The sequence below is a fragment of the Pseudoxanthobacter sp. M-2 genome, assembly GCF_046156265.1.
Classification (GTDB): Bacteria; Pseudomonadota; Alphaproteobacteria; order Rhizobiales; family Segnochrobactraceae; genus CAMDHY01.
In genome coordinates this window covers 1-13,590 of the sequence record NZ_JAWDIR010000033.1, presented here as the reverse complement: position 1 = coordinate 13,590, position 13,590 = coordinate 1, and the positions used below count along the sequence as shown (strand labels likewise).

Genomic DNA, 13,590 nt, shown 5'->3' with positions numbered 1-13,590 from the left:
GCCGCGGAGACCGAAAGACCGCGATGAACTGGATCAACACCGTCGTCCGCCCGAAGATCCGCTCGCTGCTGACCAAGCGCGAGACGCCGGACAACCTCTGGATCAAGTGTCCCGAGTCCGGCGAGATGGTGTTCCACCGCGATCTCGAGGCGAACGGCTGGGTGGTGCCGCGCTCCGGCTACCACATGCGCATGCCGGCGAAGAAGCGGCTGGAGACCCTGTTCGACGGCGGCCGCTACGAGGCGCTGCCGCTGCCGCAGGTGGCGGTCGACCCGCTGAAGTTCCGCGACGAGAAGCGCTACACCGACCGCCTGAAGGACGCCCGCACCAAGACCGGCCACGAGGACGCGATCCTCGTGGGACGCGGCACCCTCGACGGGCTGCCGCTGACGGCCGCCGTGCAGGATTTCGAGTTCATGGGCGGCTCGCTCGGCATGGCGGCCGGCGAGGCGATCGTCACCGGCCTCGACACCGCACGCACCGACGGCACGCCGTTCGTGCTGTTCGCCGCCTCCGGCGGCGCGCGCATGCAGGAGGGGATCCTCTCGCTGATGCAGATGCCGCGCACGACGGTCGCGGTGTCGGCGCTGAAGGAGGCGGGGCTTCCCTACATCGTCGTGCTGACCAACCCGACCACCGGCGGCGTCACCGCCTCCTACGCGATGCTGGGCGACATCCACATCGTCGAGCCCGGCGCCCTCGTCGGCTTCGCCGGCCCGCGCGTCATCGAGCAGACGATCCGCGAGAAGCTGCCGGACGGCTTCCAGCGCGCCGAGTACCTGCTCGCACACGGCATGGTCGACATGATCGTGCCGCGCCAGGAGCTGCGCCCGACGCTGTCGCGCCTCCTGCACATCCTGACCGGACGGGATGCCGCCGTCGCATCGACGCCCGAGCCGGTGGCCGCGCCGGCGCCGGTGGCGGACGAGCGCCGGGCGGCGGAGTGACGCCCGCGGCCCCGGTGCCGGTAGGACGAACCCCTGCCATGGACCACGCGAGCGCCATCCTGCAGCGGCTGATCGCCCTTCACCCGAAGGAGATCGACCTGTCGCTCGGCCGCGTCGAGCGGCTGCTCGCCGCCCTCGACCATCCCGAGCGGCGTCTGCCGCCGGTCATTCACGTCGCCGGCACCAACGGCAAGGGCTCGACCACCGCGACGATGCGGGCGATCCTCGAGGCGGGGGGCAAGGGCGTCCACGTCTACACCTCGCCGCATCTCGTCCGCTTCCACGAGCGTGTCCGCCTCGCCGCTCCCGGCGGCGGCCGCTACGTCGACGACGCCGTGCTGGTCGAGGCGCTGAACCGCGCCGAGACGGCGAACGACGGCGCGCCGATCACGCTGTTCGAGATCACTACCGCGGCGGCGATGCTGCTGTTCGCCGAGTCCCCGGCCGACGCGCTGCTGCTCGAGGTCGGGCTCGGCGGGCGGCTCGACGCCACCAACGTCGTCGACAATCCGCGCGCCAGCGTCATCACGACGATCTCGATGGACCACGAGAAGTTCCTCGGCTCGACGCTCGCCGAGATCGCTCGCGAGAAGGCCGGCATCATCAAGCGCGGCGTGCCGGTGGTCGCCTCGCCGCAGCTGCCGGTGGTCGCGGAGGTGATCCGCCGCCGCGCTGCCCGGCTCGGTGCGCCGCTGAAGCAGGGGGGCGAGGACTGGAGCTTCGCCGAGGAGCGCGGCCGGCTCGTCTATCAGGACGAGGACGAGCTGATCGACCTGCCGCCGCCGAAGCTGATCGGGCGCCACCAGTACGTCAACGCCGCGACCGCCGTCGCCTCGCTGCGCGCCGCCGGCCTCTTTCCGGGTGCCGCGGCGGCCGAGACGGGGTTCGCCCAGGTCGAGTGGCCGGCGCGGATGCAGCGCCTCACCCAGGGTCGCCTCGTCGACGTCGCGCTCAAGGGCGCGGAGATCTGGCTCGACGGCGGCCACAATCCCGGCGCCGGCGAGGCGGTGGCGAACGTCATGGCCGACCTCGAGGAGCGGGTGCCGCGGGCCCTGTTCCTGATCGCCGGCATGCTGTCTACCAAGGACCCGGTCGGCTTCTTCAGGCCGTTCGCCGGCCTCGCCCGCCACGTCTTCACGGTGCCGGTGTTCGGCACCGATTCGAGCCGCGATCCGATCGAGCTCGCCCAGGCGGCGCGCGCCGCCGGCCTGTCGGCGGAGCCGACCTCGGGCGTGCGCACGGCGCTCCGGCTGTTGTCGGAAGGCTGGCGCTTCGAGCCGCCGCCGCGCATCCTGATCTGCGGCTCGCTCTATCTCGCCGGCGACGTGCTCTCCCAGAACGGCACGCCCCCGGTCTGACTTGCCGTCTGAGCCCCCGCGGTCAGAGGCCGATGTCCTCGAGCGGCGGGCCGGGAAAGGTGGCGAAGGCGGGGGCGTTGGCGGGCGTGCCGAGGAGTTCGCGCACCGCCCGCGTCGCCTGGTCGATCGCCGAGTTCGCGTAGGCGTAGGCACCGGCGTCGGAATTGGCGATGGCGATGCGGCCGATCGGCCGGCGCGAGATCTCGATCGGCAGCGGCCCGGCCGGCCAGTAACCGTCCCACGGGCGCATGTACTCGTAGGCGTAGCCGTGCGACCAGCGGTTCACCGTGATCGCCTCGATGTCGCGCGCCGGGTCGAAGCCGCCGGGGCCGAGCGCGCGGCCGAGCAGGTCGCGGATCTGCCGCTCCATCTCCTCGAAGGTGATCTCGGTGAGGAGATAGCGCCCGGTCTGCGCCTGCTCGCGGGTCGGCAGCGTCGGGTCGCCGAGTACCGTCTTCGTCAGGTGCAGCACCACCGGGTCCGACGGCACGTCGGCGAAGCGGTAGGTGCCGATCGAGACCGGATAGTCGATCTTGCAGTGTTCCCAGAAGTGGCCGGGCGTCTCGAACTCGGCGACGCCGAGCGCCGACAGCGCCTCCCACGAGCGGATCAGCACGTTGGCATAGAGGAAGGGGATCTTCTGCTGGTCGGTCAGCGCCTCCTGCTGGGCGGGCGGCGCCTCCTCGCAGATCAGCGGGATGACGCGGTGCCAGCAGGCGAGCACGGCGTGGTCGGCGGTGACGGTGGACAGCGTCGGCGCGGCGCCGTCCGCCATCCGGGCATAGGTCGCCTCGACGCCGTCGTCGGTGTTGCGGATCTTCACGCACGGCGACTGCAGGCGGATGCGCACCTCGTTCTCCGGCCGGTCGAGGGCGCCGTAGTCGGTGCGGGCGAGAATGAGCTCCTCCATCGTCGTGCCTGCGACCGCCGCCGGGATCAGCGAGCGGACGAGGGCGCGGGCGACCGAGGCGTTGCCGTCGGGGAAGTGGAAGATGTAGGGGTCCGGCCCCTTCGCCACGAGCCGGCCGCTCGGGCTCATCGTCGGCCAGACGTCGTCGCCGAGGTCCATCGCGTCGAAGCCCGGGCACTCGACGACGCGGGCATCGAGGCAGGAGACGGCCCGCACGCCGGCGCCGAAATAGGGCTTCGTCCAGTTGTCGAAGAACTCGACGAGCTGCGGGTCGAAGCCGAGGATGTCGGTGAGGAAGGCCGCATAGGTGAGGTCGGCGAGCGCCGCGAGCTTCTCCGCGCGCGTCTTGCCGTCGAAGGGGTCGGTCGGCGTCTCGTAGAGGGCGAGGAGATCGGCCTTCGCCTTGTCGGACAGCGATGTCTTGGCGATCCACGCCGCATCGTCATCGTCGTAGACGGCCAGCGCATCGGCGCCGAAGGCCTCGCGGGTGGTGAACACGCCCTCGCCGAGGCCGCGATCCTCCGCCCACGCCTGGTCGTAGCAATTGCCGAGCGCCTCGACGTCGACGCCGATGTCCGCGAGCACCTGGTTGACGGCGGGGGTGAAGAAGCTCGGCGTCTGCAGGGATTCCGAACCGCCGTAGCCGATGACGAGGCGGCCGTTCGATGCCGTGAACTCGTTGCGCACGGCGTGGCCACCGAAATCGTCGGTGTTGTCGAGGACGAGGACGCGGGCGCCGGGCTTCTGGCGGCGGTAGAGGTGGGCAGCGGTGAGGCCCGAGAGGCCGGCGCCGACGACGATGAGGTCATAGTGCTCGCCGGTGGCGGTGGGCGCGCCGGCGGCGTCCCAGAACGTGCCGTCGCGGATCGCGTGCATGACGGCGAAGTCGGCGTCGGTCTGGCCGCGCAGGCCGGTCAGCGCCGGCGGATAGGGGGCGCCTTGCGCGAACACCGGCCGGCCGGTCAGCGGCAGGGCTGCTGCGGCGCCGAGAATGGCGGCGCCGTTGAGGAAATCACGGCGCGAGATCGCCCGGTCCATGCCGAGGCGGCGGTCGTCGTCGGACCAGGACATGGTGTTTCCCCCGTGTTGTGTTCCGGGGATGGTAGCGGGTCGGGGGGCGGGGGGAAATTCGCAATGATGGGAGCGGGGAGGTCGGGGTACGGACAGGGACGACCTCGCCCGTCAATCCCCCTCCGCAGTCATTCCCGGGCTTGTGCCGGGAACCCATCCCTCGCTTCTGGCGCCGTGGCTGACGCTGGCGCGCCCCTCGCCGCAGCCTCGCATGGGTTCCCGGCACACGGCCGGGAATGACTACGGAAAAGGGAGAGCAAGCCAGACTTGCAAAGGCGCTGTGCTGAAGCACGGCCCCGATGGCCGACGACCCCGCCGAACGGCTTGCCCCGTCCGCCGCCCCGCCTCAGCTGCCTTGGGCGACCTTGGTGGAGGGCTGGGGCTTGCCCATCAGGGCGTCGATGCGGTCGCGCTCGGCGCCGAACGAGGTCAGCACCGTGCCGCCGAGCTCGCGGCCGCGCGGCAGGCGGATGCGCAAGGGGTCGACCGGGCGGCCGTTGATGTGCACTTCGTAGTGCAGATGCGGGCCGGTGGAGAGGCCGGTCGAGCCGACATAGCCGATGACCTGGCCCTGGCGAACGCGGACGCCTGGCGTGATGCCCTTGGCGATGCCCGACATGTGAGCGTAGCCGGTCTCGTAGCCGTTGGTGTGGCGCAGCTTGACCCAGCGGCCGTAGCCGGAGCGCCATTCCGCCTGCTCGACGACGCCGTTGCCGGAGGCGACGATCGGCGTGCCGGTGGGGGCGGCCCAGTCGACGCCGGTGTGGGCCTTCACCCAGCGCAGGATCGGATGGCGGCGCATGCCGAAGCCGGAGCGGAAGGTGCCCTTCGCCATCGGCTTGCGCATCAGGAACTTCTGCGCGCTCTTGCCGGTCTCGTCGTAGAAATCCATCGAGCCGTCGTCGGGGGCGCGGAAGCGGTAGAACTTGCGCGTCGTGCCACCGACGGTCAGCGCCGCGTAGAGCACTTCCGGCGAGGCCAGCGGCTGGCCGTCCTCGTCGAGCGCATAGAAGGTCTCGAAGGCGTCGCCCGGCCGGACCGGCGCGTTGAAGTCGACGTCGAAGGAGTAGATGCGCACCATCTCCTTGATGACCTGCTCCGGCAGGTCCTGCTCGAGCGCCGTCTGGTAGAAGCTCTGGTAGAGCGACATCGAGCCGCCGCCACCGCGCGCGACGGATTCCTCTTCCGCGATGTCGGCCTCGGCGACCACCGGCATCGAGGCGTCCGGCTCCTCGGCGGCGACGAAGGGACCCGTGTCGGAGCGGGCGACGGTGGCCTTGTGGGCCTCCGGTCCGTAGACGCTGACGCGCAGCACCTCGGCGCCGTCGCCGCCGTCGGCGGCGGGGCCGAAGGCGAGGCGGATGCGGTCGCCGACGGAGAGCTTTTCGAGGTCGAAGGCGCTGGCGAACACCTTGGCGACCTCGTCGGCGGTCGCCTCGTCGATCGAGTGGCCGACGAGGATCTTCGCCAGCGTGTCGCCCTTCTCCACCGCGACCATCACCTCGGCGTCCTCGACGTCCTCGACGGCGGCCTCGCCCTCGGTGGCGGTCGGGTCGTCGGACTTCGCCACCTCCGAGAGGTTCTCCGGCACGATGCGGACCATCAGGTCGGTGATCTCGAGCGGATTGGCGAGGGCGAAGTTGAAGCGGGCGGGGTCGATCGGCGGGGCGTTGACGAACTCCACCGGTTCGGTGGCGTTGAAGCGGCTGTCCTCGCGCACCACCGCCTCGACCTCTTCGGTCGACAGCGTCAGGTCGGGGTCGACGAGGGGGCTGCCGAGGGGGAAGTCGCGGGTGGCGACGGTGACCTCGCCCTCGACCTGCGCGCCATAGACGGAGTCCGTCGGGCTGCGGTCGGGGAAGATCTCGCTGTCGGAGAAGATCGCCAGCGGATTGAAGGGCGGGATGTTGGCGACCTGGTCGCCGACGCGGGTGGCGAGCGTCGCGGTGACCTTGACGAAGGGGCGCACGCGGATGAGGTCGCGGTCGCCCTGGCGGGTGACGGTGGAGACCTGGATGACCTGGCGGTTGGTCACCGCCTCGACGACCGGCTGCACCTTGTCGGACTTTCGGGCCGGGCCGGCGTCCTCGTCGAGGAGCGGGCGGAGCTCGGCGCCGAGCTGGCGGGCCGGGGCGGCGATGGAGATGTGGTCCTCGAGGGCGACGATGAGGGCGCCGCCCATCAGCACAACCGAGGTGACGCCGGTGAGCACAGTTCCCATCAGCCAGCGGACGGAGACGGCACGACGGTCGGGCCTCGGCTTGGCGCCGTCGATGAGCAGCGGCGGCTCGTCGCCGAGCGCCACCCGACCGCGTCCATAAGCGTAGCCACCGACCTTCATGCGGGGGTGTCGTCCTCTCGGAGGGGTCCGGGCGTTTCGTGCCGCGGACGGTGACCGGCGAGCGCTGTGAAGTCAACCGCTTCGGGGCGGTGCTTCGCCCGCGAGCGTGACGACAATGCGGCGAGGGGGCGGCGAAAGCATTGCCGGCCGGAAGGGCCCCCGGACTCCGAGGGAATCAGCCGACGAAGGCGGCGCGGCGGACGGACGCGGCCGCAGCGGCGCCGGCGGTGCCGGTCTGCTCGGCCTGCTGGTCGGTGGCGGCGGTGGCGACGAGGGCGGCGAGCGGCTCGATCTCGCGCTCGCGCGGCGCGAACATCCAGTAGCGGATCGGCGCCTCGAGCGTGCCGACGCGGACGAGGTCGCCGGCGGCCAGGGCGGTGCGCGCCGCGCCGAGCGTGACGAAGCCGGGGAAGCGGCCGCTGCCGATCAGGGACAGGACGGCGGCCGTCGATTCGAGCCTGAGGCGCGGATGGGCGATGCGGCGCGGGTCGATGCCGTGGGCGGCGAGCGCCTCGGCGACGACGGCGGCGATGTCGCCCTTCTCCCAGATCACCGGGGCGCAGTCCGGCAGGTCGGACCAGGACGGGCGCGGCGGCAGGGCGCGGGCGCGGGCCGGCGTGGCGACGAGCACCAGCTGGTCGCGGAAGACGCCGAGATAGCGGAACTGCGCGTGGCCGGGGGCGGTCTCGCTGATGCCGACGTCGGCGGTGCCGCGCATCACCCAGGCGGTGACGTCGTCGGCGCTGCCGGCGATGAGCTCGACATCGGGGAGTTCCTTCTGGCCGCCGAAGCGGGCGAGGAGGCCCGGCATCCAGTGGTCGTAGGCGTTGCGGGTGCAGGCGAGGATCGGCCGGCGGCCGTCGCGCTCGCCCATGCTCTCGACGCGGCGCACCGTCAGCTCGACGTCGCGCAGGATGCGCTCGGCCTCGTTGAGGAGCACCTGGCCGGCCTCCGTCACCATCAGGCGGCGGCCGGAGCGGTCGAACAGGCGGACGTTGTGGCGGTCCTCGAGCTTCTTGATGGAGATCGACACCGCCGACTGCGTCAGGCCGAGCTTCTCGGCGGCGTGGGTGAAGCTGCCGTAGCGGGCGGCCTCGACGAAGATCTTCATCTGCTCGAACGTCATCGGTGTCTGCCAACCTCGGCTGCGGTGGAGCCTGCCGTCCGGCGCGGTCGCGCGATCTAAGCCCACCGCAAGATTCGTGCCCGGCCGTCACCGGGGGCGCCGACGGCGGCCGCCGCCCCAAGGATGCGTCCGCTGGCGGGACCGTGGAGTGTTTTTGTGCACCGCGGCCGCGCGCCCTAAACGCCGCTCATGCGCCCCGGCCGTACCGGGGCAGGCGCGGCCGCTGCCCCCAATCCCGCAAATGGCGGATGAGTTTGATTGATGTGGGCCGCCGCGATTGCCGCCGTGGCGTCCCCGGATCGCCCACGGCGGCGCCAAAGTCCCGGAAACTGCACGAAAATCCGTCACGGCCCCGGACTGGCCCACGGCTTGCGCTGAGGGGGCCCGTACGCGTCCCGGCCGGCCCTCCTCCCCCGGCGGACGCTTCTCGGATGCCTTCTCCAGGAGCTCGTCATGAACGCAGCGGATCTGACGCTTTCTCCGGGGCTGACCCAGGGGCTGGGCCTCGCCCTGATGATCGGGACCGGACTGGTCTTTCTCGCACTCGCCTGGCTGATCAAGTCGAAGCTGGTGCGCAACACCCACGACTTCATCATCTCCAACCGCCGCGTCGGCCTCGGCTTCGGCGTCGGCTCCGTCATCTCCGTGTGGACGTGGGCGATGGCGGTGATGATGAGCACCGCGATGACCTTCCAGTTCGGCCTCTCCGGCCTGTTCTGGTTCGTCGTGCCGAACGGCTTCGCCATCATGGCGATGGTGCCGCTCGCCAAGATCCTGCGCCGCCGCATGCCGGCCGGCTACACGATCAGCCAGTTCGCCTACAACCGCTTCAACCAGTCGAAGGTCGCCTCCGGCGTCGTCACGGTGACGATGATCTTCGGCATCCTGCTCGAGATCCTGATCAACCTGAAGGGAACGTCCGTCGTGATGTCGACGGTGTTCCCGATCAACTGGCAGGTCGCCACCCTGCTCACCGTCGTCGTCGTGCTCGCCTACTCCTACTTCGGCGGGCTGTGGACGAGCGTGATGACCGGCACGATCAACACCTGGATGATCACGGTGCCGGCGGCGATCGTCGTCGTTGCGGTGTTCGGCATGATCGACGGCGGCGCCACCACCGTGTTCAACGCGGTGAAGACGTCGGACGCGACCAACCTGTCGATCTTCGAGGCGGACGCGGCGGCCGGCTTCGGCATCACGCTCGCCTTCGGCCTGCTCGCCGCCACCGTCGCCGACCAGACCTTCTGGCAGAAGGTGTGGGCGATCCGGCCGAACCAGGTGGGCCGCACCTTCCTGTGGGCGGGCGCGCTGTTCTACCCGATCCCGATCTGCCTCGGCATGCTCGGCCTCGTCGGCATCGGCTACGAACTGACGGCGGCGGACGTCGGCGGCGACATCGTCGCGGTCGGCCCCTACATCGTCTCCCACATCGGCCTGCCGATGGTGCTGATCATCGCCTACGTGCTGGTGATCCTCGCCGCCTGCTACTCGACCATCGACGGAGCGTCCTCGGCGCTGTCGTCGATCGTCGCCGTCGACCTCGTGAAGCGCTACGCGCCGGCGACGACGGAATCGCGGCTCTTCTACATCACCAAACTGTCGATGCTGATCGGCGGCATCATCGCCGCGATCGTGGTGTTGTCGGGGGCCGACTTCACCTCGCTGGTGCTGACCACCTACGCGCTGAAGACGTCGATCCTGATCCCGCTGGTGCTCGCCATCGTCTGGCCGAAGACCAACACGATCGGCTTCGTCGGCGGCGTCGTGCTGTCGATCCTGATCGGCATGCCGCTGCGCGAGTTCTACGGCGAACTGATCGGCACCTTCTCGATCCTCGGCATCAGCGCCGTCGTCGTGCTCGGCGCCGGCCTCCTCGGCGGCCGCGCCTTCGACATGCGCGAGCTCAGCGTCAAGCAGGCGGTGAAGCTCGAGAGCTGAGCCGGTCCCGGGCGTCGCGGCGACCGCCGCGATGCCCGCCGGCCGCGGCGTCCACTCCCCCGTCGCCGCGGCCTCTTTCCCCAAGGCCTGTCGCTCACCCGATTTTCGAAAAGGAGGTCTCCATGAGCATCCTGATGACCGTCTTCCTCGTGCTCGGCGCCGCCGCCACGATCCTGTTCGTCGCCGGCTACGTGCGCGGCGTGCGCGAGGCCATCGCCACCCACGCCGACCCCGAGCTCGAGGTCGACGACAGCGGCGACGTCAACGCCTTCTGGTGGCAGATCGCCCTCGCCGTGATCGCCGCCGCGGTGACGATCGGCCTCGCCGGCGTGAACCCCGCCTTCATCTACCTCGGCCCGCTGCTCGTCATCGGCACCGCGGCGATGAACGGCCTCGCCTTCTTCGTCGACAAGCCGCCGCGCGGCTGACCTGCATGGCCCGCGGCACTCGTCGCGGGCCGTCCGCCCCAATGCGCCTCACAGCAAGAAGCAGCCGGCGAGGAGACACCCCGATGCGAGGCCGTGCGTGATGGAGTTCGGTATCTGGCTTCCCGTCTATGGCGGCTGGCTGAGGACGCTCGACCAGCCGTCCGGCCCCGACGTCGCCGCCTGCCTGGCCATCGCACAGCAGGCCGAGGCGCTCGGCTTCGACTTTCTCTATGCGTCGGAGAACCTGCTCAACTGCATCCACGGGCCGGCGGAGGGTGTCGCCGACGCCTGGAGCCTGCTCGGGGCGATTGCCGCCAAGACAACCAAGGTCGGGCTGTCGGGGGCGGTGAAGCCGGGCTTCCGCTCGCCCTTCCTGGTGGCGCGGATGATCGACACCTTGACGCGCATCGCCGAGCGCCGGCTCGGCGTGAACATCGTCTGCGGCTGGTGGAAGGAGGAGTTCGAGCTCTCCGGCGTCGACTATCTCGACCACGCCGGCCGCTATGACCGCGCCGCCGCCTTCCTGCGCGACTTCCACAGCCTGTTCCAGCCGCCGCTCGGCACCCTGTTCACCGAGGGGGCGGACGAGGGCGGCTACGCGCCGTTCCCGCGCCTGCCCGGCGGCGAGGCGGCGGTGCCGAGCTATGGTCTCGACGCGGCGGCGCTGCCGGAGATCTGGATTTCGGGCCACTCGGAGCGCGCCACGCTGATGGCGGCCGAATGGGGCGACTGCCTGTTCCTCAACGGCATGGACGACGCCACGCTGGCCGCCCACATCGCGGCCGCCCGCCAGCAGGCGAACCGCTTCGGCCGCACGCTCAAGGTGGCGCTGAACGCCTACGTCATCGTCACCGAGACGGCGGGCCAGGCCGAGCAGCGCCGGCGGACCGTGCTGTCGCGCCGCAATCCCGAGACGATCGCCTTCTTCCGCTCGGTCATGGAGGAGTCCGGCGCCAGCGCCTGGGCGGCCCTCGACGACGAGCAGATGGTCGATTCCAACGCCGGCCTGGAAGCGGGCCTGATCGGCAGCTTCGAGGAGGTGCGCGAGCGCGTGGCGGAACTCGCCACCCTCGGCGTCGACAAGCTCGTCTGCCAGTTCGACGACCCGATGCGCGACGCCGGCCCCTTCATGAAGCGCGTCATCCGCCCGCACCGCGAGGCGAAGGCCGGCGTGCGCGCCTGAGTTCCAGATCACCGAGACAGACCGAGCCCCGTGTCAGACCAGGAGTCCCCGATGAGAAAAGAGCCCAAGAAGGCGCACCTGCTCGGCTTCATCCAGCACGGCGTCAACAGCCACGCGACCGGCATGTGGCGCAACACCAAGGACAAGATCGGCTGGCACTTCTCGCGCCCGCAATACTGGCAGCACATGGCCCGGACGATGGAGCGCGGCCTGTTCGACGCCATGTTCATCGCCGACGAGCTCGCCCCCTATTCGACGCACGACAACTCCTCCGACGCGACGGTGAAGTGGGCGGTGCAGTGCCCGACCCACGAGCCCTCGACGATCGTGCCGATCATCACCGCGGCGACCGAGCATCTCGGCGTCGGCGTGACGCTGTCGACGATGTTCGTCCACCCCTATGCGATGTGCCGGCTGCTCTCGAGCCTCGATCATCTGTCGAACGGGCGCGTCGCCTGGAACGTCGTCAGCTCCTATTCGAAGAGCGAGTGGGAGGCCTATGGCCACGTCGACATGACGCCGCGCTCGGAACGCTACGACAAGATGGAGGAGTACATGGAGGTCTGCTACCAGCTCTGGGACAGCTGGGAGCCGGACGCCATCATCGCCGACAAGGAGAGCGGCATCTACGCCGACCCGGCGAAGGTGAAGGTGGTCGATCACGAAGGCAAATACTTCAAGTGCAAGGGCCGGCACTTCTGCGCGCCGTCGCCGCAGGGACGCCCGGTGATCTGGCAGGCGGGCTCCTCCGGCCGCGGCCGCGACTTCGCGGCCAAGCACGCCGAGGCGATCTTCGCCGTCCATCCCGGCGTCGAGCGCATGCGCCAGTATGCCGACGACCTCAATGAACGCCTGGAGACGACCTTCAACCGGCCGGCCGGCAGCGTGAAGCTGATCTACGGCCTGCAGACGGTGGTGGCCGAGACGCGCTCGGAAGCCGAGGACAAGTACGAGCGCATCAAGGCCTGCATTCCGCTGGAAGGCGCGCTCGCCTGGATCTCCGGCCACTTCGGCCTCGACTTCTCGAAGATGGATCTCGACGAGAACGTCAAGAACCTCGAGGTGCCGGGCATCCAGGGGCTGTTCGAGTCGATCATCTACGCCAAGGACCCGAAGGGCCTCGTGCCGGTGACGGTGAAGGAGGCGGCGCTGATCTACGCGCAAGGGATGGGCATGCCGGTGGCGGTGGGGACGGCGAAGGACGTCGCCGACCAGATCGAGAGCTACATGGACGACGGCGGCGCCGACGGCTTCATGCTCGCGGCGACCTACACGCCGGGCTGCTACGAGGAGTTCGTCGATCTCGTCGTGCCGGAGCTGCAGCGCCGCGGCCGCTACCGCACCGCCTATCCCGGCAATACCCTGCGCGCCAACCTGGCGGCCGACTGAGATGGCGACGGCAACGGGTGCGCCGGAGGGCGCGGTGCAACAGGGCGGCGCGGCGAACCCGGAGCCGTTCAAGGCGGCGTTCCGGCGGCTGGCGTCCGGCGTCTGCGTGGTGATGTTCCGCCGGCACGGCCGGCCGCACGGCTTCACCGCCACGTCGGTTACCTCCGTGTCGATGGCACCGCCGAAAGCGCTGTTCTGCGTCGGCACCGGCAACGACAGCCACCCGCACCTGACGGTAGGGACGCCGATCGGCATCTCCCTGCTGTCGGCTACCCAGCGGCCGCTCTCAGACCGGTTCGCCGGCAAGGCGGGGCCGCAGGGCTATGACGATGTCGAGACGGTGGAAGGTCCGGGCGGCGTGCTGCTGCTGCCGGGGGCGCTTGCGCATCTCTCGGCGCGCGTCGCCGAACTGGTGCCGGCGGGCGACCACTCGATCGTCGTCTGCGATCTCGAGGCGGCGATGCTGGCCGAGGAGGCGCCGCCGCTGCTGCACTTCTCCCGCGCCTATCATGCGCTGGCGCCGCTGCCGGCAGCGGCCGAGGCGACGGTCGCCAAACCGGACGTCTCGGTGGAGCGCCGCGAGCCGGCGCTGATGCGGCGCTGAGGGCAGACCAGGGGTGCTCGCGGCCTGAAACGGCCGGTCGTGCTGCGTGATGCGCTGCTCTTCGCACCCGCCGCGCGTCCTGCGCTGCCCGGCGGGAGCCGCGCCTTCAGGCGTCCGGCCGGAGTCTCCCGGGAGACTAGCCGGTCGGTCTCTCAGGACTCGCCCTCCATGCGACTTTGGTCTAACATGACGGTCGAGTGACGGAGAGTTCAGGCGCTTGCGGGCGCAAAACTCCAGGGTTTCTGCGGAAGAAAGCTGGCGTTTGAAAATTTCTCGAAGTCGCTGTTGACACGGA

At 70.3% G+C, this 13,590-nt stretch carries 10 protein-coding genes; 7 read left to right on the top strand and 3 right to left on the bottom strand.

Going from position 1 to position 13,590, the window contains the following annotated elements:
- The first annotated feature begins 23 nt into the window (after positions 1 to 23).
- Entirely contained in the window at positions 24 to 947 is a 924-nt protein-coding gene (gene accD, locus RUR49_RS15110; protein ID WP_409147217.1) for an acetyl-CoA carboxylase, carboxyltransferase subunit beta, read from the top strand.
- A gap of 38 nt (positions 948 to 985) precedes the next feature.
- Positions 986 to 2,305, top strand: coding sequence for a bifunctional folylpolyglutamate synthase/dihydrofolate synthase (locus tag RUR49_RS15105; protein ID WP_409147216.1), 1,320 nt, complete (start codon positions 986 to 988; stop codon positions 2,303 to 2,305).
- Between the two features lie 22 nt (positions 2,306 to 2,327).
- Here the strand turns inward: RUR49_RS15105 and RUR49_RS15100 are convergent, their stop codons facing one another.
- From RUR49_RS15100 to RUR49_RS15090, 3 genes are all read right to left on the bottom strand, one after another.
- Positions 2,328 to 4,286: an NAD(P)-binding protein gene (locus tag RUR49_RS15100; RefSeq protein WP_409147215.1), complete on the bottom strand. Its 1,959-nt coding sequence runs from the start codon at positions 4,284 to 4,286 to the stop codon at positions 2,328 to 2,330.
- Between the two features lie 346 nt (positions 4,287 to 4,632).
- Positions 4,633 to 6,627 (bottom strand): M23 family metallopeptidase, encoded by a 1,995-nt coding sequence (locus tag RUR49_RS15095; RefSeq protein WP_409147214.1) that lies wholly within the window; start codon positions 6,625 to 6,627, stop codon positions 4,633 to 4,635.
- Positions 6,628 to 6,802: 175 nt separating this feature from the next.
- Positions 6,803 to 7,753 carry a LysR family transcriptional regulator gene (locus RUR49_RS15090; RefSeq protein ID WP_409147213.1) on the bottom strand — a complete coding sequence of 317 codons (951 nt, stop codon included), beginning with the start codon at positions 7,751 to 7,753 and terminating at the stop codon, positions 6,803 to 6,805.
- 453 nt (positions 7,754 to 8,206) lie between these two features.
- Here RUR49_RS15090 and RUR49_RS15085 point away from each other — a divergent pair, with 453 nt between their 5' ends.
- The 5 genes from RUR49_RS15085 (at position 8,207) to RUR49_RS15065 (ending at position 13,295) form a co-directional block, all read left to right on the top strand.
- The gene (locus RUR49_RS15085; RefSeq protein WP_409147212.1) at positions 8,207 to 9,691 is read left to right on the top strand and encodes a sodium:solute symporter family transporter; all 1,485 of its coding nucleotides are present in this window, start codon (positions 8,207 to 8,209) and stop codon (positions 9,689 to 9,691) included.
- Between the two features lie 122 nt (positions 9,692 to 9,813).
- Positions 9,814 to 10,119 (top strand): hypothetical protein, encoded by a 306-nt coding sequence (locus RUR49_RS15080; RefSeq protein ID WP_409147211.1) that lies wholly within the window; start codon positions 9,814 to 9,816, stop codon positions 10,117 to 10,119.
- Between the two features lie 100 nt (positions 10,120 to 10,219).
- The gene (locus RUR49_RS15075; RefSeq protein WP_409147210.1) at positions 10,220 to 11,302 is read left to right on the top strand and encodes an LLM class flavin-dependent oxidoreductase; all 1,083 of its coding nucleotides are present in this window, start codon (positions 10,220 to 10,222) and stop codon (positions 11,300 to 11,302) included.
- A gap of 51 nt (positions 11,303 to 11,353) precedes the next feature.
- Positions 11,354 to 12,691 (top strand): LLM class flavin-dependent oxidoreductase, encoded by a 1,338-nt coding sequence (locus RUR49_RS15070; protein ID WP_409147209.1) that lies wholly within the window; start codon positions 11,354 to 11,356, stop codon positions 12,689 to 12,691.
- A gap of 1 nt (position 12,692) precedes the next feature.
- A complete protein-coding gene (locus RUR49_RS15065; RefSeq protein WP_409147208.1) occupies positions 12,693 to 13,295 on the top strand; it encodes a flavin reductase family protein in 603 nt (200 codons plus the stop codon).
- Positions 13,296 to 13,590 lie beyond the last annotated feature (295 nt).